The sequence below is a fragment of the Bacillus sp. TE8-1 genome (genome assembly GCF_008368855.1).
GTDB lineage: Bacteria > Bacillota > Bacilli > Bacillales > Bacillaceae_G > Bacillus_A > Bacillus_A cereus.
This window is the reverse complement of the sequence record NZ_QPET01000003.1, coordinates 377,965-403,119: the sequence shown is the minus strand read 5'-3', so window position 1 is coordinate 403,119 and position 25,155 is coordinate 377,965. Positions and strand designations below refer to the sequence as shown.

Below are 25,155 nucleotides of genomic sequence, written 5' to 3'. Positions count from 1 at the left end.
ACAAATTCAATTCACTAAATCTCCTACATTTAATTTAACTTTATTTACCTTACATGTAATATAATAGTATTGAAGTTTCTATTTACGCAAGCGTTTTCTTTTTTAGAATTTTTAAAAGAAGTTGAAAATCTTTATTCTTCAAAGAGATATAGGTTCAAAATTACAAATTCAATTCACTAAATCCCCTATATTCTGTTGACATTTTTTACCCTACATGTAATATAATAGTTTTATTATCACAATTTACGCAAGCGTTTTCTTTTTTGGAATTTTTAAAAAAGTTGAAAACCTTTGTTCTTCAAAGAGATATAGGTTCAAAATTACAAATTCAATTCACTAAATCCCCTATATTCTGTTGACATTTTTTACCCTACATGTAATATAATAGTTTTATTATCACAAATTTACGCAAGCGCTTTCTTTCGATCTGATACGTAATATACTATTATTATTGTTGCGGAAATTTACGCAAGCGCTTTCTTTATAATGTAGAATCTTAATCCTTCTAAAAAATAAAATCACTAAAGATATATATTCATAAAATATTTTTTAATACTTCTTTTTCTATTCCAAATCATTGAGATTTATTAAAAAATAAAATATTTCGTGCTAATTTCACGTAAAATATTTTGATTTATCATTTTTCATAAGAATATTTTCACAAAAAATGTTTGTATATTCTTATGATTTTATGTATAAAACTATAAATTAGGGGGCGTATTAATGGAAAATATATTATATTTTGAAGAATTATAGTAAAATAAGTGATTTTAATTTGGGAAAACAACAAAATTTAAACTCTTATGGGGATGATAAATTATATGAAAGCTTATTTATACTATATGAAAATGAGAATATTAACAGAGTTTTCCTATCGATTTGATGTTTTTGCTTCACTCGGATCCAATATTATTATTTTACTTACTACTGTTTATATATGGAAATCAGCATACCATAACTCCGCTATTAGCGTGAATGGAGTAACTGAAACCGATATGATTACGTATACTATTATTTCCATTATTCTTTCTATCTTTTTTAGTAATTCAATTCAAGATACATTGAATAATAGAATTCGTGAGGGCAATATTGCAATAGATTTTTTACGGCCAATTCACCTCTTAATATCATATTTTGCTGATGAAGTAGGAAAATCAATTAGTTCTTTATTAAATAAGGGAATAGCTATATTTATAATTTCTTCTCTTGTGTTCCACCTTCCTTTGCCTAAAAGCTTTTTAAGTTTTTTCCTATTTAGCATAAGTTGTGTCCTAAGTTTCACTATTTTATGGCTATTAAGTGCAATTTGTGGTGTTTTTGCATTTTGGGTTGTAGAGTTAGGAAATATGGGGATGGTTAAAGATGCACTTGTACTTTTCTTATCTGGAAGTTTTGTACCTATTTGGTTTTATCCAAAAGAATTGCAAATTGTTTCTAAATTTTTACCATTCCAGTATACTTTTCAAACACCCTTGAGTATTTATATTGGGAAACTCCCCATCAGTGATGCATGGGTTTCAATTATGATTCAAACTATTTGGGTATTTATATTTGCTTGGATTTTAATAAGACTTTGGAAAAAGGCCCAATATAAAACTTTCGTACAAGGTGGATGACAATAATGATTAATACATTAAAACATTATATATCAGTAAATTATTATTATGCTCGTTTAGCAATTCTAAGACAATTAGAGTATCCTTTTTTTCTAGTTAGTTGGCTATTAGTTTTACCTCTTCAATACCTTACTGGAATTTGGATGATTAAGTTTGTATTAAATAGTTTTAATTCATTAAATGGGTGGACATTTAATGAATTAGCTTTTATTTACGGTTTAAGTTTAATTAGCCATGCCTTAGTAGTTATATTTTTTATTCAGTCATGGCACATGAGCGGAATGGTGATAAATGGAGAGTTTGATAGGTTATTACTCAGACCTATGAATGTTTTCTTTCAATTTTCATCTAGTAATATTAATTTTGTTGGCTTTATTGATCTTATTCCTGCAATCATTATCTTTAGTTACGGTTGTATAGCTATAGGATTTGAATGGACACTTATAAATATCCTTAAGTTACTTTTCTCAATTATTGGAGCTACTCTTATTCAATGCGCAATTTTCATAATAATCGGAACGATATCGTTTTGGACTAAAAAAAGCAGCTCGTTGACCTGGCTTACACTGGAGATAATTGAACGAACTACAATGTATCCTATTGCAATTTTTCCTATTGCAATTAGGTTTTTACTAACCGTTGTCCCTATAGGGTTTATAACTTACTATCCTTCTCTAGATTTAATTGGTAAAAAAACTAGTTTTAAACCAATTATTCCTTATTCAATATTGACCCTCTTAATAGGAATAATTGCATTTGTTATCTGTATTGTGTTATTTAATCGCGGATTAAAACAATATGAAAGTTCTGGATCGTGAGGAGTATAAAAATGAAAATGAATATGATAGAAGTAGAAAATCTAATAAAAGAGTTTATTGTCGTAGAAAAAAAGGAAGGAGTTAAAGGCGCACTTACAAACTTAATTAGCCCCAAAAAAAAAGTTATAAAAAGTGTAGATGGAATTACATTCTCAATTCCAAAAGGGGAGATTGTAGGATTCTTAGGACCCAATGGGGCTGGTAAAAGTACTACAATAAAGATGTTGACTGGTATTCTTCATCCCACCCAAGGAACTATTTCCGTGAACACCTTGTCCCCTCAAAAAAATCGTCAGCAAGTGGTTAAAGATATAGGTGTGGTATTTGGTCAACGGACACAGCTGTACTGGGATTTAAGATTAGGTGAAACCTTTGAACTGTTAAAAAGAGTATACCGTATAGAAGATAAGGCATTTAAGCAAACTCTCAACCTGATTTACGAAGTATTACAAATACATGATTTTACTAATATCCCAGTAAGACAATTATCCCTTGGACAAAGGATGCGAGGAGAATTAGCTGCTGCAATTATTCATTCGCCTTCAGTACTCTTTTTGGATGAACCAACAATTGGTTTAGACATTGAAGCAAAGCAAGCAATTCGACAATATATAGTTGAACTAAATCGAAGCCAAAAGACAACAGTAATTCTTACTTCCCATGATATTGATGATGTTTCGGCACTATGCAAGAGATTAATTATTATTAATCAAGGAAAGATTGTTGAAGATGGTCCTTTAGAAAAACTTATAGACAATTTATCTCCATATAGGGAATTAATTATTGAACTTAATGAAGTTTCTAATTCATTAGCACATCCATTAGCGGAAATTACAAAAGTAGAGGGCTTAAAGGTTTATTATAAGTTTAATCGAAGAGATATTACTGCTCAAAAACTAATTTCAGATCTCTCACATCTTTCAATCCGAGATTTCGGTATTAAAGAACCAGATTTAGAAAGGGTAATTAAAGAAGTTTATAAGAAGAAATAATTTAGTGAAGTTAGTATAGTTTGGTAGACACACCTTAGTTAAGTACTTACAATACAATTTAATTCAAGGGAGGATGTGTCCATATGGAATGTAAGAACACAAGAAAAACATATAATGCAAATTTTAAGACAACGGTTGTAGAATTATATTATTCCGACACCCCTGTCAAAACCTTAAGCAATAAATATGCTCTTTCTAATGTAACAATCTATAAATGGATCAAAGAATTTACTCCTATTGGAACATAAGCGAAATCCCTTGCTCCCAGGGAACTGACTTACCATTCAAAAAATAGGAGATTAAAATCAAAAAAACATGTTCCTGTTCGCGAAAAAGGAAAATTACAACAAACAGGGTTAAAATTTGAATGAGACAACCAATAGTTAACCAAGAAAATTATCTGAATTCATCAAGAGAGTAAAGATAGACATCATTGAAAACACGGTACGACAATAAAGTCTTTTAGAGATAACTAGTAACAATGGCTTAATCTCTCTCCTTATAGATGCAATATTAAGCCACCCATTGAACGCGTAGGTAATACTATGCCTTATAAAATTTTTAATAAAAAGGAATAATTATGAAACGAATGATTTTAACACATACATTGAATAATAAGACATGGTTTTTTTGTCCTGTAACTATTATAGCTCATAACGATAACTACATCGTTTTCAGGATAAGTGTTGGTTCTCCTACTTTTCGTGCCATAGATGAAAGTGGAAATTACGCAAGGATGGATTCTAAGCATTGGAATCTTTCTAAAGCAATATGGGAAAATCATAATTTAACCTATTTAGTTCCTTTTGATGCTTATATTGGTTATGGAGTTATCAGTGATCAGAATAATAGGATAATTAATTATTATTTAAACTTTCAACAAAAACTAGAAATTAGCTATGGGGTTATTAACACAATGGATTTAGAATTAGATTTTGTAATAAATAATTATTATACAAACGAATACCATTGGAAGGATTTAGACGAATTTAATTATCTAGTATCAAAGCAAATATTTGATGAAAATACGCTGGCTAAATTGATTAGAGATGAGAAAATATTATTAGAATCTTTCGGAAGTTATAAATCTGAACTTGATATTTTTTCCTCGAAAAATTTGGTGACACCATGTTTAAATGGGTTACATAAATATATTCCAGATGATGTCGATAGGAGGCTGTATGAATAAAATAATAGTTTCAAGAGCACCCTTTCGGGTCTCACTAGCCGGGGGCGGAACAGATATAATTTCATATTGTAGTAAGTTTGGTGGACAAGTAATAGGATTTTCAATAGATAGGTACGTTGTAACTACATTGTTACCAAGAAATTTTCAAGGAGTAAATGATTTTTTGAGCTATAACAATGAATTTTTTTCTGATTATTCAGAAATAAAAAACAGATATTTATTGCATGCGTTGAGAGTTCTGAATTTAAATCAAAATTTTAAAGCTAGCATTTTATCCGACGCCCCACCAAATACTGGATTAGGTGGATCCGCTGCGTTTTTAAATTCATTTATTTATGCGGGAGCGGAAATAGGCAATTCGAACTATTCTAGGGTCGAACTGGCAGAACTATCAAGCAATGTGGAGATTGAAGATTTAAATAGGCCAGTAGGCAAACAGGACCATTACCTATCTTCACTTGGGGGCATGAACCTTTTAACATTTGATGAAAAATTGAATGTATTACCTACTAAAATTAATGTCAAGGATAAGTGCATTCATTATTTTAATTCCAGACTAATGCTTTTTTATACTAACATCACAAGATCAGCTGGAAAAGTATTAAGTGATCAATCTAATAAAATGGAAAGATCAAATAAAAATGCGATTAATTTAATGCACGATATAAAATCACTTGTTAATCCAATGTATGATGCAATAATAAATGACAATCCTAATGAAATCGGTCCTATAATAGCTGAACACTGGTATAGAAAAAGATCATTGACAAATAGTAAAACTGATGATCAAATATCCCAATTAATTGATTTGGCTTATAAAAATGGAGCAGATGGTTGTAAAATAATAGGAGCCGGTGGGGGAGGCTTTGTTCTAGTTAGTTCTAAAGAAGGGATGCAGCAAAAGATAAGGGATGCATTCACAAAAAACAAGATTAAGGAGTTAAAATTTAACATTGAATTTGAAGGTGTTTCAGCAAACACTATTACAATTTAAAGGGAGGTAATAATGGAAAGGAAGATTTATTTTACTAGACATAGTGAAACTGTAGAACAGATTCTATCGAGATGTCAATCATTTATAAATAATTTAATTCATAATTCCAATGAAGAAAATATTTTAGTTGTAGCACATGGTGGTGTCTTACAGTTGTTGCTTGCTTATTTATTGGGGAATCTTAAACCGATATTTTGTTATAATAATTGGCTACTTAATTACCAACTGGTAGAAATCAAGCTTGTTTCGAATCAATTGATTTGTACAAAATGGGGATAGCTTGATGTATAGTTTACTAATTTATGAAAGGGTATAAAAATGATAATTATAGAGCATTTATTTCAAGTTAGTCAATATAAGAAAATTATATTTTTGGATAGAGACGGTGTTATCAACGTAAATCGCCCTAACTATGTTAGGTTAAAATCTGATATAGAGATAATTAAGACAGCGGTAGATGCTTTAATACAATTTAGAAACAATAATATAGGAATAGTAATTATCACAAATCAACAAGCAATTGGAAAAAACATTCTTTCAATAGAGGAAGCTGTTGGAATTCACCTTGAAGTTATCAAAAAACTGAATATCAAAGATAATTCAATTATCGCTTCTATGATTTGCCCTCATTTGGAGTCAAAAAATTGTCTCTGTAGAAAACCAGGTATAAAAATGATACAAACAGCATCGGAAATGTTCGGTGTAGAAATGAAAAATAATTTTTTTATTGGTGACTCTTTAACGGACATACTTGCAGCAAAAAAAGCTGATTTAACGCCCATATGTGTGGGTAACAGTGTTGATAAAAAAATACCAATAAGTAGTAATGCGTTATTTTTTGATGATTTACTTGGAGCATCCAACTATATATGTCCCCAATAAATTTGCTTATAGACTGGATTTGGAATGTAGGAAAAGTTGTGAAACTAGATAAATGAAAATAAATAAAGAGAGGTATATATGAATAATAAAGAAGAACTCACAGGTGGTAGAATTGGGAAAATTCATAAAATAGAAGAAACTGTGGTACGTCCATCTAACAAATGGACAAAGGATGTACATGATTTTTTAATGTTTGTTCATGATGAAGGTGCTGATTTTGTTCCAAAACCATATGGCATAAATGAAAAAGGAGAGGAAGTACTTTCCTTTTTACCTGGTAATGTTTTTCATTATCCATTGCCTGAAGAGATTTTAAGTGACTCAATAATAGTTTCTACTTCGAAATTATTATTACAGTTCCATAAATATAGTGAAAGATATGTATTGAGACTTACAAATGATGAGCAGTGGATGTTACCTGCATCTTATCCTATTGAAGTAATGTGTCATGGAGATTTTGCACCTTATAACGTTACTATAGTAAACAATGAAGCTACGGGTATAATCGATTTCGATACTCTCCACCCAGGATCGAAAATGTGGGATATAGCATATGCCATTTACCGGTGGGTGCCGTTTAAAAGCCCGAATAATCCGGATTCTTTTGGTAACCTAAACGAACAAATAAGAAAGGCAAAGTTGTTTCTGGATACTTATGGAGTAAACTCTGAAGATAAAAACTCTTTTACTAGAGTTTTAATAAAACGGTTACAAAGTCTAATAAACTTTATGCGTTCTGAGGCTAATAATGGTAATAAAGATTTTCAGTTACATATAGAAAAAGGTCATCTTCAACTATATTTACATGATATTGAATATTTAAAAGAAAATGAGAAAGAAATAACTCATGGCCTCAAATAAATATATATACTCTGCATTAAAGATATCGTTATAACTTAACACAGAGATGATCGATAATCTCCATGGTTTTTTTGCTAATTTCTTGAATGAATGTCTTGACGGCAAGTCATATTTCATGGACTGTGGAGAAAAAAATGTTACGGATAACAGAATTCACCAAACGAACCTAAAGCAACTGAGAGGGAGTGATTTTTATTTTGAGAAAGTGATACTAGAACGAGGATTAATGAGCATCAGATATTCAAAATCAAGCATAAAATTTCCGTTTGGAAATTTTATGCTTGATTTTACAATACAAAATAAAAAAACCACCAAATATGTATTGGTGGAGACGGTGGGAGTCGAACCCACGTCCAAAAATATCGGCACTTAAGCTTCTACGAGTGTAGTCGATATATTAGCATTTCGCGAACTCTTCGGCCTATCGACAGGCTTCCAAGTTGCTAGTCTGGTTGTTCTCTTCCTTTGTCCTCAGACGGCGAACTCCGGCGTAGTCCACTTAGTTTGAGTCCCTTACCCTACCACATGGACGATGGAGGGAGGAACCTTTAGTGCAATTAAGCAGCTAAAGAAAGATTGTTTTGTTTGCCAATTATAGGCTTTGACGTTTTAACGAGGCCGATCCCCTCGACTCGCAACCTAAGCTCGAACTATCCCTGTCGAATCCGTAACGTCCCCATGATAAAAATGGAGCATACGAAGAAAATATCGTGATAGCTACTAAGAGCTGTTTTTCAATGTGCAACAACCTTACATAAGTTATTATATCATACGCGCGCCGTTTTACAAATGTAAATATCTGTATTACATCTTTTGGCGATCACGGAACACGCGTGCAATTTCACGTTTCGCTTCTTTCTCTTTTAAATCGTGACGTTTATCATATTGTTTCTTACCTTTTGCTAAACCAAGTGCCATTTTTGCAAATCCATTTTTCAAATAGATTCTAAGTGGAACTAATGCGTAACCTGTTTCTTTTGCTGCGCCCGCTAGCTTATCAATTTCTTTTTTATGAAGAAGTAATTTTCTCGTACGGAGTGGATCATGGTTGAAACGATTCCCTTGTTCGTACGTATTAATGTGCATATTATGAACCCATACCTCACCATTATGTACACGTGCAAACGCATCTTTCAAGTTCACGCGACCAGCGCGAATCGACTTAATTTCCGTTCCTTGAAGGACAAGCCCTGCTTCGTATGTTTCTTCGATGAAATAATCATGAAACGCTTTTTTATTTTGTGCAATAACCTTACCTGTACCTTTTGGCATATAACGTCCCTCCTCTATTTTTACTATTGTAACAAATGTTAATAAAAAGCGAAAGTGGCTCGCTCTCAAGCCACGAAGAAAAAAGAAAACGGCCCCGCTTTTCATCAAAGCGAAGCCATCCTTTTCTTACTTACGCTTTTTCTTTTTCTTCTTGAATCCTGGTACGTTTTCGAAGAATGCTTTTTTCTTCTTGCCGTTACCCTCTTTTTTCCCTGGCTGGCTAGGGGACGCGGATGCGGATGCAGATCCTCTTCCTTTTCCTTTACCACCACGGTCAAATTTTCTACCTGTGCCACGTTCACCGCCGCGCTCATTACTGCGCTCGCTACGTCCACCGCGTTTCTTTCTGCCTGTTCTTGGCTGCTCGATAACGACTGGACGATCTTTGAACTTACGGCGAGGTGTGCCTTTCATGCCAACGATTTCAAAGTCGATTGCACGCTCGTCTTTGTTTACGTTAATAACGCGAATTGTAATTTCGTCACCGATGCGGAATACGTTTCCTGTACGTTCTCCGATCATAGCGAAATGTTGCTCGTCATAACGGTAGTAATCATCCGTTAAATAACTAACGTGTACAAGACCTTCAATTGTATTTGGAAGCTCTACGAATAAACCGAAGTTTGTTACAGAGCTAATCATACCGTCATACTCTTCACCGATCTTATCAACCATATACTCTGCTTTTTTCATCTCATCTGTTTCACGCTCTGCTTCAACAGCACGACGTTCCATATTAGAAGAATGCTCTGCAATCTCAGGTAATTTTTCACGCCATTTTGCTTGCGTTTCGTTGTCGACTTTACCGTTAATAATGTATTCACGAATTAATCTATGAACAATTGTATCCGGGTAACGACGAATTGGTGATGTGAAATGCGTGTAGAACTCAGTTGATAAACCGAAATGTCCTAAGCTATCCGCATCGTAACGCGCTTGCTTCATAGAACGAAGCATTACTGTTGAAATAACTACTTCTTCTGGCTGCCCTTGAACCATTTCAAGAATTTGTTGCAGCGCACGAGGATGTACTTCATTCGCACGTCCTTTTACCGCATATCCGAAGTTCGTTACAAACTCGAAGAAACGCTCTAACTTATCTTCTTTCGGATCTTCATGGACACGGTACATGAATGGTACGTTCATCCAGTGGAAGTGCTCTGCTACTGTTTCATTCGCAACAAGCATAAATTCTTCAATTAACTTCTCTGATACAGAACGATCGCGCATGACAACGTCTGTCGGTTTTCCTTCTTCATCCACTAATACTTTCGCTTCTTTAAAGTCAAAGTCAATTGCACCACGGCGCATACGTTTTTCACGTAAAATTTGTGCCAATTGACCCATCTCTTTAAACATCGGTACGAGCGGCTCATAACGCTTAATTAACTCTTCGTCCTCATCTTCTAAAATGCTTCTTACTTCAGCATAAGTCATACGCTCTGTCGTTTTAATCACACTTTGGAAAATCTCGTGTTTAACAACATCACCTAAGTTGTTGATTTCCATTTCACAAGATAATGTCAGACGGTCTACTTTCGGATTTAATGAACAAATACCGTTAGATAGACGGTGTGGAATCATCGGAATTACACGGTCAACAAGATACACACTCGTCGCTCTTTCCGCTGCTTCTACATCAATTGGAGAACCTTCTTGAACGTAATGACTTACATCCGCAATGTGAACGCCTAGCTTGTAGTTACCGTTCTCAAGTTTCGTTACTGTAACAGCATCATCTAAGTCTTTCGCATCTGCACCATCAATCGTTACGATCATTTGATCACGCAGGTCGCGGCGATCTTTTAAATCTTCTTCTGAAATCGTTTCTGGTACACTGTTTGCATGCTCCATCACTTCTTCAGAGAACGCTAAAGGTAAATGATGTTTATGAATGACAGATAAAATATCTACTCCTGGATCATTTTTATGACCTAGAATTTGAATAACTTCACCTTCTGCACTTAAACGGTTTTCTGGGTAGCTCGTAATTTTCACAACTACTTTATGACCTTCTACAGCACCCATTGATGCACTTTTCAAGATAAAGATATCACTCGTCCAGCGCTTATTGTCAGGTATAACGAACCCAAAGTTTTTCGATTCTGTATATGTACCAACTAGTTCTTTCGTTCCACGCTCTAAAATGCGTACAATTGAACCTTCTTGACGTGAACCGCTTGATTGAGAACTAAGGCGTGCTAATACTGTATCGCCATGAAGTGCACCGTTTAATTCTGTAGGCGGTATGAAAAGATCATCGTCTCCCGTTTTCTTCTCATCTGGTACAACGAATGCAAAACCACGTGCATGTCCAATTAACTTACCTCTTACTAAATTCATCTTTTCAGGAAGACCGTAACGGTTGCTACGTGTACGAATAACAAGTCCCTTCTCTTCCATCATTACAAGTGCTTTTACAAAATCTTTAAAGCCCTCAGAACCTTCAATTCCAAATGCCTCTTCTAACTCTTGTATCGTTAGCGGTTTATACGCTTCTTCTCTCATAAATAATAACAACTTATCAATATGTTCTTGTGTGATTTCTTCCAAGCAAAAATACCTCCTTTAAAACCTTATATTATTTAGTGTATCCGAAAGATAGGGGATGTATAAAGCGAAACTTCAATACTCCCCTTATGATTTTTACAGTTTTCACAAAAAATTCCTTATGAAAAAAAGAGGCAACTAGATCTTACCAATCTAGTTGCTCCAAGAAGTTATATACATCCTCATGTAGCTCGTCACGTTGTTTATCAAGTGTAATGACATGCGTAGAGTCTTCATACCATTTAATGTCTTTTAACGTAGATTCTACACCGTTATAAATAATGTTAGCACTATCTGTATTAATCATTTCGTCATGACGTGCTTGTACAACAAATGTTGGTGCATAAATCATATCCACATTGTTACGTACGTCAGCAATTAATTGTTGTAATGCTTTTAATGTATTCATCGGTGTCTTTTGGAATTCCAACATTTCTTGTTCAATTTGTTCTGTTGATTTTTGCTCACGTTTTTTATATTCGCGGGCATATGCCAATATACCTTGGTACATCGTTTCTTCGCTCTTAATATACATCGGTGCACACATTGGTACTACACCTAAAACCGGTACTGTATAACCTAATTTTAAAGAAAATACGCCGCCAAGTGACAATCCAACAACAGCAATTTTCTCAAAACCTTTATCTTTTAAAAGCTGATATGCCTCCGTTACATCTTGCCACCAATCTTCAGGCCCTGTATGAACAAGCTCTTCTGGTGGTACACCGTGCCCTTTATAAATTGGCGCATGACAAGTATAGCCTTTCTTTTCTAAGAAGCGCCCTAACATACGTACATCAGCTGAGTTCCCTGTGAATCCATGTAGTAATAAAACAGCGCGGTCTCCACCCTCAAATGTAAATGGTTTCGGAGATGCTAATTTCATCATGTATTTCTCCTCTTTCTCTTCTGTAATCTAGTCGTATTCTTTCTATATCTAGTGTACCATATTTGTATTTCTATAATCTAATTAGAAACATCTTTCAAATAGCAAAACAAAAAAAGAAGAACCATTAGTACCATTCACTAACGCTTCTTCTTTCAATTCTATAAATTGAAGTACGTAACACCAATTGTTAATACAAAGAACAATACAGCTAAAACAATTGTAATACGGTTTAATACCGCTTCAATTCCACGTGCCTTTTGCTTACCAAATAATTGCTCCGCACCGCCTGAAATTGCACCTGAAAGGCCTGAGCTATTACTAGATTGCATAAGTACCATAACAATCATTAAAATCGATACAATAATAAGTAAAACTGATAATAACGTATGCACTTGGCGTACCTCCTACAAAGATTCAGTTATTGTAACTGTAGCATAAATTCTATAGAAAAGCGAGAGCTATAGAGGCGCTCTCGCTTTTCTTCTATTACATAAACATCATCGCAAATAACGGTCCAAGTAAACATGTCAAAATTGCTGTTAATGTCATTGTTACCGATCCAATAACACCTTCATGCTCATTATTTTTCATTGCTCTCATAACACCCATAATATGAGAAGCACATCCAAATCCTATACCTTTACCAACTGAGTTTGTAACACGGCTCCATTTTAATAAAAGGGGTCCTGTAATCGTTCCAGTAATACCTGCGATAACAACGAAAGCTGCTGTTAAGGAAGGTACACCACCAACTTGCTCTGAAACACTCATCGCAACTGGCATTGTCACCGATTTTGGTAAAGACGATAAGATTAAGCTTTTATCCGTTCCCATAAGTGAAGCAATCGCAAAATCACTAGCGATTGCAACTGTTGTACCTACTAATACGCCACCAGCAATCGGTACAACATATTTTTGCAGAACATGACGTTGTTTATAAAGAGGAATTGCAAATGCTACAACACCGGGTCCAAGTAGCTTTGCAATCCAGCCACCACCACTTTCCATATAATGTTGATATGGTATATCAAGCACGATAAATAGGAAAGCCATTAATCCAGTTGCTACAAGCATTGGAATGGTGAATGGTGTTGGAAATAATTTATAGATTTTTTTAGATAATTGATATAATAGCACCGTAAAAAGAACCCAACCGACTCCGATTAATATTTGGCTCATCGCGACTCTCTTTCCTTCCTATTCGCAAGATATTGTCCTGTATGTCCTGCGACAATAATAATTAAAAATGTACTCGCTACAACTGTAATGAAAAGAGAAATTCCTTTACTCATAAAAAAAGCACCGTAATTCATTAGGCCAAGCGTTGGCGGAATTAATAAAAACGGCATAATAGCAACGAGTGTTTCTGCTCCTAAATCGAACCATTTCACTGGAAGAACTTTTAGGCTAAGTAAAATAAGTAAGAGGAACATTCCAATCAAACTTCCTGGAATCGGAATATTTAACATTTCTTGCACCCAAGTTCCAACCATATAAAACACGTAAAGAGCAGCAATTTGGACAAGAATCTTTGTAAATTTCATGTTCATCATCCCTCATGTTTATACGATCTTCTGTTAATATCTTTATCATAGTATAAATTGTAAAAAGCTGCAATTTATCAACTTGACAGCAAAAACAGCCTATGTTATACGCTTACAACCTTGATACGACTGCATTTCTAAACGAAAATTACGTCAAAAACCTTGACCTAATATAAAAAGTTTTTATTTTCTGAATTTAAAAGACTATTATTTCAATAAAATAATCTTTTTATTCTTAAACTTACATATATATAAAGTGAAACTTTAATCCATGAGATTCCCCTCATCCTTATTGATTATTAGCCCTCACCAAGCTGGTTTGTACGGGATAAACAAGATAGGTGGTGAACATATGCCCAAAAAAGTTCTCATTTTTTGTGATCCTGGGATTGATGATACGATGGCTCTCCTCTTAGCATTCTTTATCGATGAAGTAGAAATCGTCGGTATCGTTGCTGATTACGGCAATGTTCCAAAAAAAATGGCCGTAGAAAATGCTCATTTTTTTAATAACGAAACAAAGAATAGAAATATCAAGATATTCGGTGGTTCAGAACGTCCCCTTACTGGTGCCCCACCTGCGTTTTTTACGGATGTACATGGAAAACAGGGGCTCGGTCCAATTATTCCAAAGGTGAATGTGACTAACGGAGAAATGGAGAATTTTTTTGAAGTTATTCCTCTTATTGAACAGTATAAGGATGAATTAATTATTGTGAGTTTAGGAAGACTTACCTCCCTAGCAATTTTGTTTATCATGTGCAAACAGTTAATGAAACAAATTAAATCTTACTACGTAATGGGCGGTGCCTTTTTACATCCTGGTAATGTTACCCCTATTTCCGAAGCAAACTTTTATGGCGATCCTACTGCCGCTAATATAGTCCTTCAATCCACAGCTAACATGTACATATACCCATTAAACGTCACTCAATACTCCATCATTACACCAGAAATGGCAGAATACATTGAGGCAAAAGGAAAAGCTCCACTTGTCAAACCGTTATTTGATCATTATTACTACGGATATTATAAAGACGCCCTACCACATTTAAAGGGGAGCCCCTTCCATGACACAATACCAATACTCGCTTTACTTGATAACTCTATGTTTACCTATCACAAATCACCTATCGTTGTCATGACAGAATCTTATGCACAGGGGGCAAGCATTGGAGAATTTCGCTCTTTAGGAGAATCTAAACCATTTATTGATTGGCCGAGTCATCAAATAGCAATTGATTTTGATTATAACCGCTTCTTCAAACATTTCATGTCACTTATGACGGGTGAACAATTTTAGCATAAAAAAACAGACCGTGATTTCTCACGGTCTGTCGTTTATTTTCTACAATTATCGTTTGATGTTATAGAAAGATTTCACACCATCGTAAACAGCTACTTCGCCTAGCTCGTCTTCGATACGTAATAATTGGTTGTACTTAGCAATACGGTCAGTACGGCTCATAGAACCAGTTTTGATTTGGCCAGCGTTAGTTGCAACTGCGATGTCAGCGATTGTAGCATCTTCAGTTTCACCAGAACGGTGAGATACAACTGCTGTGTAACCAGCACGTTTAGCCATTTCGATAGCTTCGAAAGTCTCAGTTAAAGTACCGATTTGGTTAACTTTAATTAAGATTGAGTTAGAGATACCTTTTTCGATACCTTCAGCAAGTTTTTGAGTGTTAGTTACGAATAAATCATCACCAACTAATTGTACTTTATCACCGATACGCTCAGTTAATAATTTGTGACCATCCCAGTCGTTTTCGTCTAAACCATCTTCGATAGAGATGATTGGGAAGTCTTTGCAAAGCTCTTCATAGAAATCAACCATTTCTGCAGAAGTTAAGCCAGTACGGCCTTCGCCTGCAAGGTCATATTTACCAGTTTCTTTGTTGTAGAACTCAGAAGAAGCAACGTCCATTCCTAAGAATACGTTCTCGCCAGCTTTGTAACCAGCTTTTTCGATAGCTTCGATGATTACTTCTAAAGCTTCACGGTTAGAACCAAGGTTTGGAGCGAATCCACCTTCGTCACCTACTGCAGTGTTAAGACCTTTGTCATGTAATACAGCTTTAAGTGCATGGAATACTTCAGCACCCATACGGATTGATTCTTTGAATGTTGGAGCACCAACTGGTAAGATCATGAACTCTTGGAAGTCAACGTTGTTATCAGCGTGAGAACCACCGTTGATGATGTTCATCATTGGAGTTGGTAATTGTTTTGCATTGAATCCACCAAGGTAACGGTATAATGGAAGACCTACGAAGTCAGCTGCTGCGTGAGCTACTGCCATAGATACACCAAGGATAGCGTTAGCGCCTAGTTTACCTTTGTTTGGAGTGCCATCTAATTCGATCATAGCACGGTCGATACCAGCTTGGTCAGTTACATCGAAACCAGCGATTTCTGGAGCGATAATTTCGTTAACGTTGTTTACTGCGTTAACAACACCTTTACCAAGGTAACGAGATTTGTCACCGTCACGTAATTCTACTGCTTCGTGCTCACCAGTAGATGCACCACTTGGTACGATAGCGCGTCCGAAAGCGCCGCTTTCTGTGTAAACTTCTACTTCTACAGTTGGGTTACCACGAGAGTCAAGGACTTCGCGAGCATAAACATCAATAATTGTTGACATAATAAATTCTCTCCTTTTTATATAAGCAAATTATTTAATAATTGTTTTACCTGTCATTTCTTTCGGTTGTTCCACATTTAAAAGTGTAAGCATTGTTGGAGCGATATCTCCTAAGATACCATCTTCACGTAATTCTACGTCGTTCTTAGTAACGATGAAAGGAACCGGGTTAGTTGTATGAGCTGTCATTGGCTCTCCTTCAGAAGTTAATTCTTCATCCGCATTACCATGGTCAGCAGTAATAAGTGCTACACCATCTTTTGCAAGAATCGCTTCTACAACTTTTCCTAAACATTCGTCAGTTGCTTCTACTGCTTTAATTGTTGGTTCCATCATCCCAGAATGGCCAACCATATCACAGTTCGCAAAGTTAAGAATGATAACATCATGTTTATCATTTTCGATTTCATTTACTAAAGCGTCCGTTACTTCGTAAATGCTCATTTCAGGTTTCAAGTCATACGTTGCAACCTTTGGTGAGTTAATTAAGATACGCTCTTCTCCTGGGAATTCAGCCTCACGACCACCGCTAAAGAAGAATGTAACGTGCGGATACTTTTCAGTTTCCGCGATGCGAAGTTGCTTTAATCCCGCTTGCGCAACAACTTCACCTAAAGTGTTATCAAGGTTCATTGGCTTGAATGCCACGTAACCATCTACAGTTTCACTGAAGTGTGTCATACATACGAATTCTGGAATGTGAGGTACTTTTTCACCACGATCGAACTCACGGAAGTCTTCGTTTGTAAATACACGAGCAATTTGAATTGCACGGTCTGGACGGAAGTTATAGAAGATAACTGCATCATCATCATTGATTGTTGCAACTGGCGTGTTATCTTCGTTAACAATTACAGACGGCAATACGAATTCATCATAGATACCGTTCGCATAAGAGTCTTCTACACACTCTTCTGCTGATTTATAAGTAGGGCCTTCACCATTCACCATAGCACGGTAACATTTTTCTACGCGATCCCAACGCTTGTCACGGTCCATGGAGTAATAACGACCAGAGATAGTCGCGAATTGTCCTACTCCTGTTTCTTTAATTACTTCATTTGTTGCATCGATATAGCTTTGTGCTGTTTTTGGTCCAACATCGCGGCCATCTAAGAATGCATGAATGTATACTTTCTCAACGCCTTCTTTAGCTGCTAAGCGAAGAAGAGCAAACATGTGATTCATGTGACTGTGCACACCACCGTCAGAAAGTAAACCGAATAAATGAAGTGCAGTACCTTTTTCTTTTACGCTTTTAATTGCACTTTGGAACGTTTCGTTCTTATCGAACTCACCTTCACGAATTGCAACGTTAACGCGTGTTAAGCTTTGATATACAATGCGGCCAGCACCGATATTTAAGTGACCAACCTCAGAGTTACCCATTTGACCTTCTGGAAGACCTACTGCCTCGCCACAAGCTGTAAGCGTTGTGTGAGGGAATTTGTTCCAGTAACCATCAAAATTAGGTTTCTTAGCTTGTGCTACAGCATTCCCGTAAGTTTCTTCACGAAGTCCGAAACCGTCAAGAATGATTAAAGCTGTTGGCTTTCTCATTTTACCGCCCCCAGAAGACCTAAGAACGAAGCTGGCTCTAAGCTAGCACCGCCAACTAAAGCGCCGTCGATGTCAGATTGTGCCATATACTCTTTAATGTTTTCTGGTTTTACGCTACCGCCGTATTGGATACGAACAGCTTCTGCAGCTTCTGGAGAAACAGCTTCTGCAACAACTTTACGGATGTGCGCACATACTTCGTTTGCATCTGCAGAAGAAGAAGATTTACCTGTACCGATAGCCCAGATTGGCTCATAAGCGATAACAGTTGCTTTAACTTGCTCTTCTGTTAAACCTGCAAGTGCTTTTGTCACTTGACCTGCTACTAAATCAAATGTTTTTCCGCTTTCGCGCTCTTCTAAAGTCTCACCACAACATACGATTGGTGTTAAACCATGTTCAAATGCTGCGATAGTCTTTTTGTTTACTGACTCATCTGTTTCAGCAAACATTTCACGACGCTCAGAGTGGCCAAGTACTACATAGCCAACTTTTAAGTCGCTAAGTGCTACTGGGCTAATTTCGCCAGTGAATGCACCATTTTTTTCGAAGTGCATGTTTTGTGCACCTACTTGTAAGTCAGTTCCTTCAGTTGCTGCTACAAGGCGCTCTAAGAATAGAGCTGGAGAGCAAACTACTGCATCAACAGCTGAAGCTGCTGGGATTTGACCTTTAACTTCCTCTACGAAGCTAACTGCTTCTGATAGAGTTTTATTCATTTTCCAGTTACCTGCGATAATTGGTTTACGCATGCTTTGCACCGTCCTTTTTCTTTGGCTGCTACTTATTTGTCGTTAAGACAAACTACACCTGGAAGCTCTTTACCTTCCATGAATTCTAATGACGCACCGCCGCCAGTAGAAATGTGGCTCATTTTATCAGCCATACCGAATTTTTCAACAGCTGCTGCAGAGTCACCACCGCCGATAACAGAGTATGTATCTTCTGCATCTGCTAATGCTTGTCCTACTGCTTTTGTACCTTCTGCGAATGGAGTCATTTCGAATACACCCATTGGTCCATTCCATACAACAAGCTTAGAATTTTTAATTACATCTGCATAAATTTCACGTGTTTTAGGACCGATGTCCACGCCTTCCCAGTTAGAAGGGATAGAGTCGATACCAACGATTTTAGTTGTTGCAGTTTCAGAGAATTCCTCAGTGATTACAACATCAACTGGCATGTAGAAGTTTACGCCTTTTTCTTTTGCAAGTTGCATAAATTCTTTAGCTAGTTCGATCTTGTCGTCTTCACATAGAGATAGACCAATTTCATGACCTAAAGCTTTAACGAATGTGTAAGCAAGTCCACCACCGATGATTAAGTTATCTACTTTGTCTAATAGATGACGAATTACACCGATTTTATCTTTTACTTTCGCACCACCGATAATAGCTGTAAATGGACGTTCTGGGTTAGAAAGTGCTTTACCAAGTACATCTAACTCTTTTTCCATTAATAGACCAGATACTGCTGGTAGGTAGTCTGCGATACCTGCTGTAGAAGCGTGAGCACGGTGAGCTGCACCGAATGCATCGTTTACGAAGATGTCAGCAAGTGCTGCAAATTCTTTCGCAAGTTCTGCATCGTTCTTTTCTTCGCCCGCATAGAAACGTACGTTTTCAAGAACTAATACGTCGCCTTCGTTCATTGCTGCAACCATTTCTTGTGCAACTGGTCCGAATGCTTCGTCCGCTTTTTTAACGTCTTTACCAAGAAGCTCACCTAAACGTGCTGCTACTGGAGTTAAACGCATTTCTTCTACTACTTGACCTTTTGGACGGCCTAAGTGACTTGCTAAAATAACTTTCGCACCTTGCTCTACTAAATATTGAATTGTAGGAAGAGCTGCACGGATACGAGTTTCATCTGTAATTTTGCCTTCTTTCATAGGTACGTTGAAATCAACGCGGCAAAATACACGCTTACCTTTTAAATCTACGTCACGAATTGATTTTTTGTTCATTGGATTTCCCTCCGACTACTAGTTAGGATTGACAAAACCCACTCAAAAGCTTAACACATTTGCTTTTAAAACGAAAGAAGAGAGAGAGGGAACAAACCCTCTCCCTCGTTTTGTCATTGATAACTTATATAATTAAGAATTAAAGACCTTTTGAAGTCATGTAAGCTGCTAGGTCTACTACGCGGTTAGAGTAACCAGTTTCGTTATCGTACCAAGAAAGTACTTTAACCATGTTACCTTCCATTACCATTGTAGATAATGCATCGATTGTAGAAGAAGCTGTACATCCGTTATAGTCGATAGATACTAATGGCTCTTCGCTGTATCCAAGGATACCTTTTAATTCGCCTTCAGCTGCTGCTTTGAATGCTGCATTTACTTCTTCAACTGTTACTTCTTTGTCAAGTTCAACAACTAGGTCAACTAGAGAAACGTTAGCAGTTGGAACACGTACAGCGCCACCGTTTAATTTACCTTTAAGTTCTGGTAATACTAATGCTACAGCTTTAGCTGCACCAGTAGATGTTGGGATCATGTTTTCAGCTGCTGCACGAGCACGACGTAAATCTTTGTGTGGTAAGTCTAAGATTTGTTGGTCGTTAGTGTAAGAGTGAATTGTTGTCATCATTCCGCGTTTTACGCCGAATTTTTCGTTTAATACTTTAGCGAATGGAGCTAGACAGTTTGTAGTACAAGAAGCGTTAGATACTACGTTGTGGTTAGCTGCATCGTATTGTTCGTGGTTAACACCCATAACTACAGTGATATCTTCGTCAGAAGCTGGAGCTGAGATGATAACTTTCTTAACTGATCCACCTAAGTGTTTCTCAGCGTCTGATTTTTTAGTGAAACGGCCAGTAGATTCTACTACTACTTCTACTCCGTAGTCGCTCCATGGTAATTGAGCTGGGTCACGCTCAGCGATAACTTTAATTTCTTTACCGTTAACAACGATGCTGTTTTCGTTAGCAGATACTTCTGCATTTAAAGTTCCGTGAACTGTGTCATATTTTAAAAGGTGAGCTAATGTTTTAGCATCTGTTAAGTCGTTGATTGCTACTACTTCTACCTCAGAGTTGTTAAGAGCTGCGCGGAATACGTTACGTCCGATACGTCCAAATCCATTAATACCAATTTTAGTCATTTGAATTTCCTCCTTGGGGGATTATATTAAAGGGTAAAACCCTTTGTTAACTGTTTTGCTGCACCTTCATCTGTAATTAGAATTGAAGTGTGCCCTTGTTTAATTACAGCCTGTATTGCTTTTGCCTTTGAAGAACCTCCAGCGACTGCAACAACGTGAGATACATTTTGTAAGTCCTCTAGTTGCATACCAACTGTTCTTACTTTATGAACAACATTTCCTTCTTCATTAAAGTAGTAACCGAAAGCTTCGCCAACTGCTTCGCTTGCCTGAATCTTTAACCAATCTGCTTCTGAAGTACTTCTGCGACGTGCCATTGTTAAAGCATCACCTATTCCATGAATGACGATATTGGAAGATCGAATCAACTCAAGAACTTCTTTCACGGAAGGCTCTGTCACAATAGACGCATATGCTTCGCTACTAACATGGTCTGGAACATACAATAAGCGATAATTACTCATCGTATTTTGCGCCATCTTGGCACAAATGGTATTGGCTTCTAATTCAACACCTTCTCCAATTCCACCACGTGCTGGGACAAATAGCATATGTAAATCTTTGCAATCAAGTTGCATCATGTCCGCAGCAGCAGCTAGCGTAGTTCCTCCAGCCACAGCAACGATATTATTCGCTGTCAGACGGTCTTTTATACAAGTCACACAAGCACGGCCCATCTCCAGTTTGACCCAAGGTGATTCATCACTATCACCAGGGACAACGAAAACTTCATCCAAGTCTAATGTTTCCTTAAGTTGCTTTTCTAAAACCTTTAACCCGGAAATTTCTTTCATAAAGTCTTCCAAAGCAAGAACTAAAGTTGTTCCTTCTTCTGTCAAAGTCATTCCAGAAGAAGCGACGTGAACTAAGTTTTGTTCTTTCAAAACTTGAACTTCACTTCGCAATACTCGTTCTGTCATACCGAGACTTGCTGATAAGTTTCTTCTTCCAATCGGCTGCATGAGCCTAATGTATTGAAGAATTTGCATTCTCGTTTGCATAACAGGTAGCAGATCAGGTAATAATTTTTTTGTATTCTGAATCCATGAGCGCATATCTTTTCTCCTCACTACATCGGTTCATTTTTCCTTGTGGTCACTTTACGTCCCGTAGTGACATTTTGTGTCCCACATAGGTTAAAAAAATAATCCCTGCTACGTGTATTATTGTAACAGGAGATAGAAACTTATTCAACTCTTAACTGCATTCTTTATATAGTTTATTATGACACCTTTGTGAATGTTACCATATTCTACTTGTTTTCCGTCCATTTCTACAACCGGAATCATTAAGTGATATTTTTCTAAAAGGTCATTATCTTCATATATATCTATTTCCTCGATTTGAAAAGAATATTCACATTGTACTTCCTGTAAAACTTGTTTCGCCTTCACGCAAAGACCACAATCTTTTTTAGTATACAGTACAACTTTCATCTTCTTCACCTATCCGATCGTTTTTCGTAATGACGAAGCTGGGATATGCATTTGTTCTCTATACTTCGCCACTGTTCTTCGAGAAATAACAATTTCATGCTCTTCTTCTAATAATTTTGAAATCTTTTGATCTGAAAGTGGCTTTTTCTTATCCTCTGCCCCAATTAGCGTTTGAATAAATTGTTTTACACGTTTTGTAGAAACTGCTTCATCTTCAGTCGTCGAAACGGCATTGCTAAAGAACGATTTCATCTCAAATAAACCGTGTGGTGTTTGCACATATTTATTTCGCGTCGCACGACTAATTGTCGATTCATGCACACTTAACTCTTCCGCTACCTCTTTTAAAGCGAGAGGTCTTAAATACTCTGGACCTTTCCAGAAGAAATCACGTTGTTTTTCCATAATAATAGTCATTACTTGCAGCAATGTCTGTTTTCTCTGCTTCAAACTGCGCATAATCCACTGCACATGCTGATACTTTTCTGATACGTAAGATGCTACTTCACTTTCACTATTATTAAGAAGCGCACTATATTCAGAATGAATTTCAATTCTCGGCATATTTCTCTCATTCATTTGTAAAACGAGGCGATCGCCATCTTTTTTCACCGCCATATCAGGTACAATGTAAAGTGGTTTATCTGAAGAAAACGCAAGACCTGGTTTTGGTTGTAATGACGTTATACAATTTACCGCACTCTGCAATTCCTCATTACTACACTTCAACACTTGAACGAGCTTTCGCCAATCTTTCTTCACGAAATAAGCGAAATGATCTTCTACAACCTCTTCTGCTAATCCATTACGTCTTTGTAAGCGCTTCAATTGCAAAGTTAAACATTCCTGAATATTACGCGCCCCTACCCCTGCTGGCTCCAGTGATTGGACAAGCTCTACAGAACGGTCGACTACATGAATATGTGCAGAAAGGAGCTCTGCTAACTCTTCATTCGTTTCTTGTAAATATCCATTTCCATCCATGTTCATAATAATGAAAGAAGCTACTTTTCGCTCTTCTTCATCTATTTTATAATACTGTATTTGATTTAATAAATGTTGCTGAATCGTTGTAGAATCCACACTGTAGATCTCCATCTGATTCTCGACTTGTTTGCTGGTACTTTTACTGTTGTTAGAGCTCTTTTTCTTCTCCCTCTCAAAACCACCTAACTCAATAAGGGGATTCTCTAACGATTGCTCATACAAAAACTCCGATAATTCTTGTACATTATACTGGAGCATTGTAATCGCTTGCCTTAACTCTTGTGTCATTGCCAAACGTAAGCTTTGTTCTTGTAAAAGACTTGCCTTCAAACTAATCTCCCCCTTGTTTCTATTGTACAATAAGTTTGGTAAAAGGAGAATGCTATCACAGACACCCATTCCAAAATATTATTAATTTATATGTATTAATGAGATTTACAACTTACAACCGAAATTTGAATAATATTGAAAGAAAATAATAACGTTTATTTTTAACACTAAGTACTAATAGTAAATATTAATACAAGATATTAAAATGGGCAATAAAAAAAGAGAAGATCCCATCTTCTCTTCCACTAATCAACTATTTTTCAAAAGCTGAAATAACTTCAAGCTCTTACCGCTTCGCAAAATACCCTTTGGATATACTTTCGCAGCAAATAAAGAAATCAGGCTAATACTACTTAACAGAACCAATATAGACGCTGCAATTTCCATACCACTCACAGACCCATTAATAATCCTAACTATCATACTAATTGGAGCTGTAAACGGTACATATGATGTCACCCTTGATACTAGCCCTTCAGGGTTATCAAGCACTACTAATAACTCCACCACTAAGCTCCCCATCAATATAAGAGTAATTGGCATCGTTGTTCCAGATAATTCTTCTGGCCTGCTTACCATAGAACCAAACACTGCGAAAAGTGCCGCATAAACGAAGTAACCGAGAACAAAATATAACAAGAAATATGCAGCGTGCTCACCTGTAATCATATTTACATCAATATTCACTCCAAAAAACGAATCGGATACTTTAAAAATTCCAGATTTAATATATAGCGCCATACTAAAGAAGAAGATAAATAACTGTGTCAAACTAGCAAGACCGACTCCTAAAATTTTCCCGAAAACCATATGGACAGGAGATACTTTTGTGACCATCACTTCCATAACACGTGAGGCTTTCTCTGATGCAACTGCTGTCGCGATAGCATTTCCATATGAAGTGATTGCTAAGTACATAATCGCTACTAATAAATATACTAGTAAAAATGAACTTGTTTCTTCATTATTTAAGTTTTGTTTTGTCGCTTGCACGTTCATCGTCAGTGATTTCACAGCCTCTTCTGATAACTGCTGCTTAACTACCGCACTTTGAAAATACTGATTTTGTACAAATACCTGTGCACTTTGAATCAACTTAGGATTATCTAGCTTCATAAAGTAATCTAATACTGGTTCAGCACCCGCACCCTCTTTTAATATAAAGAGCGCTTCGACTTTCTTATCTAACAATTCTTGCTTATATTGATTTAATTTTGTTTTATCTCCCAAAGACCAATCCCATTCTGGAAGAGCTTTACTAAGATTAGATTGATCCACCGTAACATTAGGTACTTCAGAAATAAATACAACCTTTGCTTTTTCTTTCTCTCCAGAAAACTTTTGTACTAAAGTTGGAAAAGAGAATAAGAATATCCCTCCTCCTATTAATAGCAATGTCATCCCAATAAATATTTTCGTTCTCACACGGTCCCAGTACGTCTGCCCTAAAACAATCCAGAAATTCCTCATTA

At 36.3% G+C, this 25,155-nt stretch carries 24 protein-coding genes and 1 other RNA gene; 9 read left to right on the top strand and 16 right to left on the bottom strand.

Annotated features, from left to right (window positions below):
- The first annotated feature begins 803 nt into the window (after positions 1–803).
- From DN404_RS04255 to DN404_RS04220, 8 genes are all read left to right on the top strand, one after another.
- The gene (locus tag DN404_RS04255; protein ID WP_086409859.1) at positions 804–1,616 is read left to right on the top strand and encodes an ABC transporter permease; all 813 of its coding nucleotides are present in this window, start codon (positions 804–806) and stop codon (positions 1,614–1,616) included.
- Between the two features lie 5 nt (positions 1,617–1,621).
- The gene (locus DN404_RS04250; protein ID WP_179951855.1) at positions 1,622–2,434 is read left to right on the top strand and encodes an ABC transporter permease; all 813 of its coding nucleotides are present in this window, start codon (positions 1,622–1,624) and stop codon (positions 2,432–2,434) included.
- 11 nt (positions 2,435–2,445) lie between these two features.
- Positions 2,446–3,426 carry an ABC transporter ATP-binding protein gene (locus DN404_RS04245; RefSeq protein WP_255444922.1) on the top strand — a complete coding sequence of 327 codons (981 nt, stop codon included), beginning with the start codon at positions 2,446–2,448 and terminating at the stop codon, positions 3,424–3,426.
- A 580-nt stretch (positions 3,427–4,006) separates the two neighbouring features.
- Positions 4,007–4,615, top strand: a complete 609-nt coding sequence (locus DN404_RS04240) for a ribonuclease FAU-1 family protein (protein WP_149214755.1) — start codon at positions 4,007–4,009, stop codon at positions 4,613–4,615.
- Positions 4,608–5,609, top strand: a complete 1,002-nt coding sequence (locus DN404_RS04235; protein WP_179951854.1) for a GHMP family kinase ATP-binding protein — start codon at positions 4,608–4,610, stop codon at positions 5,607–5,609. Before DN404_RS04240 ends, DN404_RS04235 begins: the two co-directional genes overlap by 8 nt.
- Before the next feature lie 12 nt (positions 5,610–5,621).
- Positions 5,622–5,888 (top strand): histidine phosphatase family protein, encoded by a 267-nt coding sequence (locus DN404_RS04230; RefSeq protein WP_149214753.1) that lies wholly within the window; start codon positions 5,622–5,624, stop codon positions 5,886–5,888.
- A gap of 39 nt (positions 5,889–5,927) precedes the next feature.
- Complete coding sequence (locus DN404_RS04225; protein WP_086409864.1) at positions 5,928–6,491, top strand: HAD-IIIA family hydrolase; 564 nt, start codon at positions 5,928–5,930, stop codon at positions 6,489–6,491.
- Between the two features lie 78 nt (positions 6,492–6,569).
- The gene (locus tag DN404_RS04220) at positions 6,570–7,352 is read left to right on the top strand and encodes an aminoglycoside phosphotransferase family protein (RefSeq protein WP_086409865.1); all 783 of its coding nucleotides are present in this window, start codon (positions 6,570–6,572) and stop codon (positions 7,350–7,352) included.
- A 323-nt stretch (positions 7,353–7,675) separates the two neighbouring features.
- On the opposite strand, the gene ssrA is transcribed toward DN404_RS04220, so the two are convergent.
- From ssrA to DN404_RS04185, 7 genes are all read right to left on the bottom strand, one after another.
- Positions 7,676–8,030: a transfer-messenger RNA gene (ssrA, locus tag DN404_RS04215) on the bottom strand.
- Positions 8,031–8,156: 126 nt separating this feature from the next.
- Positions 8,157–8,624: an SsrA-binding protein gene (smpB, locus tag DN404_RS04210; protein ID WP_001123920.1), complete on the bottom strand. Its 468-nt coding sequence runs from the start codon at positions 8,622–8,624 to the stop codon at positions 8,157–8,159.
- Positions 8,625–8,750: 126 nt separating this feature from the next.
- Positions 8,751–11,177: a ribonuclease R gene (gene rnr, locus DN404_RS04205; protein WP_149214752.1), complete on the bottom strand. Its 2,427-nt coding sequence runs from the start codon at positions 11,175–11,177 to the stop codon at positions 8,751–8,753.
- 142 nt (positions 11,178–11,319) lie between these two features.
- Positions 11,320–12,060 (bottom strand): carboxylesterase, encoded by a 741-nt coding sequence (gene estA, locus DN404_RS04200; protein ID WP_179951853.1) that lies wholly within the window; start codon positions 12,058–12,060, stop codon positions 11,320–11,322.
- Between the two features lie 161 nt (positions 12,061–12,221).
- Positions 12,222–12,455 (bottom strand): preprotein translocase subunit SecG, encoded by a 234-nt coding sequence (gene secG, locus DN404_RS04195; RefSeq protein ID WP_000557264.1) that lies wholly within the window; start codon positions 12,453–12,455, stop codon positions 12,222–12,224.
- Positions 12,456–12,549: 94 nt separating this feature from the next.
- Positions 12,550–13,242, bottom strand: coding sequence for an LrgB family protein (locus tag DN404_RS04190; protein ID WP_000078309.1), 693 nt, complete (start codon positions 13,240–13,242; stop codon positions 12,550–12,552).
- Positions 13,239–13,607, bottom strand: coding sequence for a CidA/LrgA family holin-like protein (locus DN404_RS04185; protein ID WP_149214751.1), 369 nt, complete (start codon positions 13,605–13,607; stop codon positions 13,239–13,241). Before DN404_RS04185 ends, DN404_RS04190 begins: the two co-directional genes overlap by 4 nt.
- Positions 13,608–13,959: 352 nt before the next feature.
- Here DN404_RS04185 and DN404_RS04180 point away from each other — a divergent pair, with 352 nt between their 5' ends.
- Positions 13,960–14,910 (top strand): nucleoside hydrolase, encoded by a 951-nt coding sequence (locus DN404_RS04180; RefSeq protein ID WP_001125067.1) that lies wholly within the window; start codon positions 13,960–13,962, stop codon positions 14,908–14,910.
- Between the two features lie 51 nt (positions 14,911–14,961).
- On the opposite strand, the gene eno is transcribed toward DN404_RS04180, so the two are convergent.
- The 9 genes from eno to DN404_RS04135 all read right to left on the bottom strand — a co-directional run bounded on the left by eno (position 14,962) and on the right by DN404_RS04135 (position 25,153).
- Positions 14,962–16,257, bottom strand: a complete 1,296-nt coding sequence (eno, locus tag DN404_RS04175; protein WP_000103955.1) for a phosphopyruvate hydratase — start codon at positions 16,255–16,257, stop codon at positions 14,962–14,964.
- 30 nt (positions 16,258–16,287) lie between these two features.
- Positions 16,288–17,817 carry a 2,3-bisphosphoglycerate-independent phosphoglycerate mutase gene (gpmI, locus tag DN404_RS04170; RefSeq protein ID WP_063219974.1) on the bottom strand — a complete coding sequence of 510 codons (1,530 nt, stop codon included), beginning with the start codon at positions 17,815–17,817 and terminating at the stop codon, positions 16,288–16,290.
- Positions 17,814–18,569 carry a triose-phosphate isomerase gene (gene tpiA, locus DN404_RS04165; protein WP_001231038.1) on the bottom strand — a complete coding sequence of 252 codons (756 nt, stop codon included), beginning with the start codon at positions 18,567–18,569 and terminating at the stop codon, positions 17,814–17,816. The genes gpmI and tpiA overlap by 4 nt, the downstream gene beginning before the upstream one ends.
- 32 nt (positions 18,570–18,601) lie before the next feature.
- Positions 18,602–19,786 (bottom strand): phosphoglycerate kinase, encoded by a 1,185-nt coding sequence (locus DN404_RS04160; RefSeq protein WP_001036350.1) that lies wholly within the window; start codon positions 19,784–19,786, stop codon positions 18,602–18,604.
- A gap of 139 nt (positions 19,787–19,925) precedes the next feature.
- Positions 19,926–20,930, bottom strand: a complete 1,005-nt coding sequence (gene gap, locus DN404_RS04155) for a type I glyceraldehyde-3-phosphate dehydrogenase (protein ID WP_000161236.1) — start codon at positions 20,928–20,930, stop codon at positions 19,926–19,928.
- 26 nt (positions 20,931–20,956) lie between these two features.
- Positions 20,957–21,985 (bottom strand): gapA transcriptional regulator CggR, encoded by a 1,029-nt coding sequence (cggR, locus tag DN404_RS04150; RefSeq protein ID WP_001258190.1) that lies wholly within the window; start codon positions 21,983–21,985, stop codon positions 20,957–20,959.
- Between the two features lie 135 nt (positions 21,986–22,120).
- Entirely contained in the window at positions 22,121–22,366 is a 246-nt protein-coding gene (locus DN404_RS04145; protein WP_000869730.1) for a glutaredoxin family protein, read from the bottom strand.
- A gap of 9 nt (positions 22,367–22,375) precedes the next feature.
- Entirely contained in the window at positions 22,376–23,683 is a 1,308-nt protein-coding gene (rpoN, locus tag DN404_RS04140) for an RNA polymerase factor sigma-54 (protein ID WP_000647955.1), read from the bottom strand.
- A 249-nt stretch (positions 23,684–23,932) separates the two neighbouring features.
- Complete coding sequence (locus tag DN404_RS04135; RefSeq protein ID WP_001243610.1) at positions 23,933–25,153, bottom strand: ABC transporter permease; 1,221 nt, start codon at positions 25,151–25,153, stop codon at positions 23,933–23,935.
- Between the last annotated feature and the right edge of the window lie 2 nt (positions 25,154–25,155).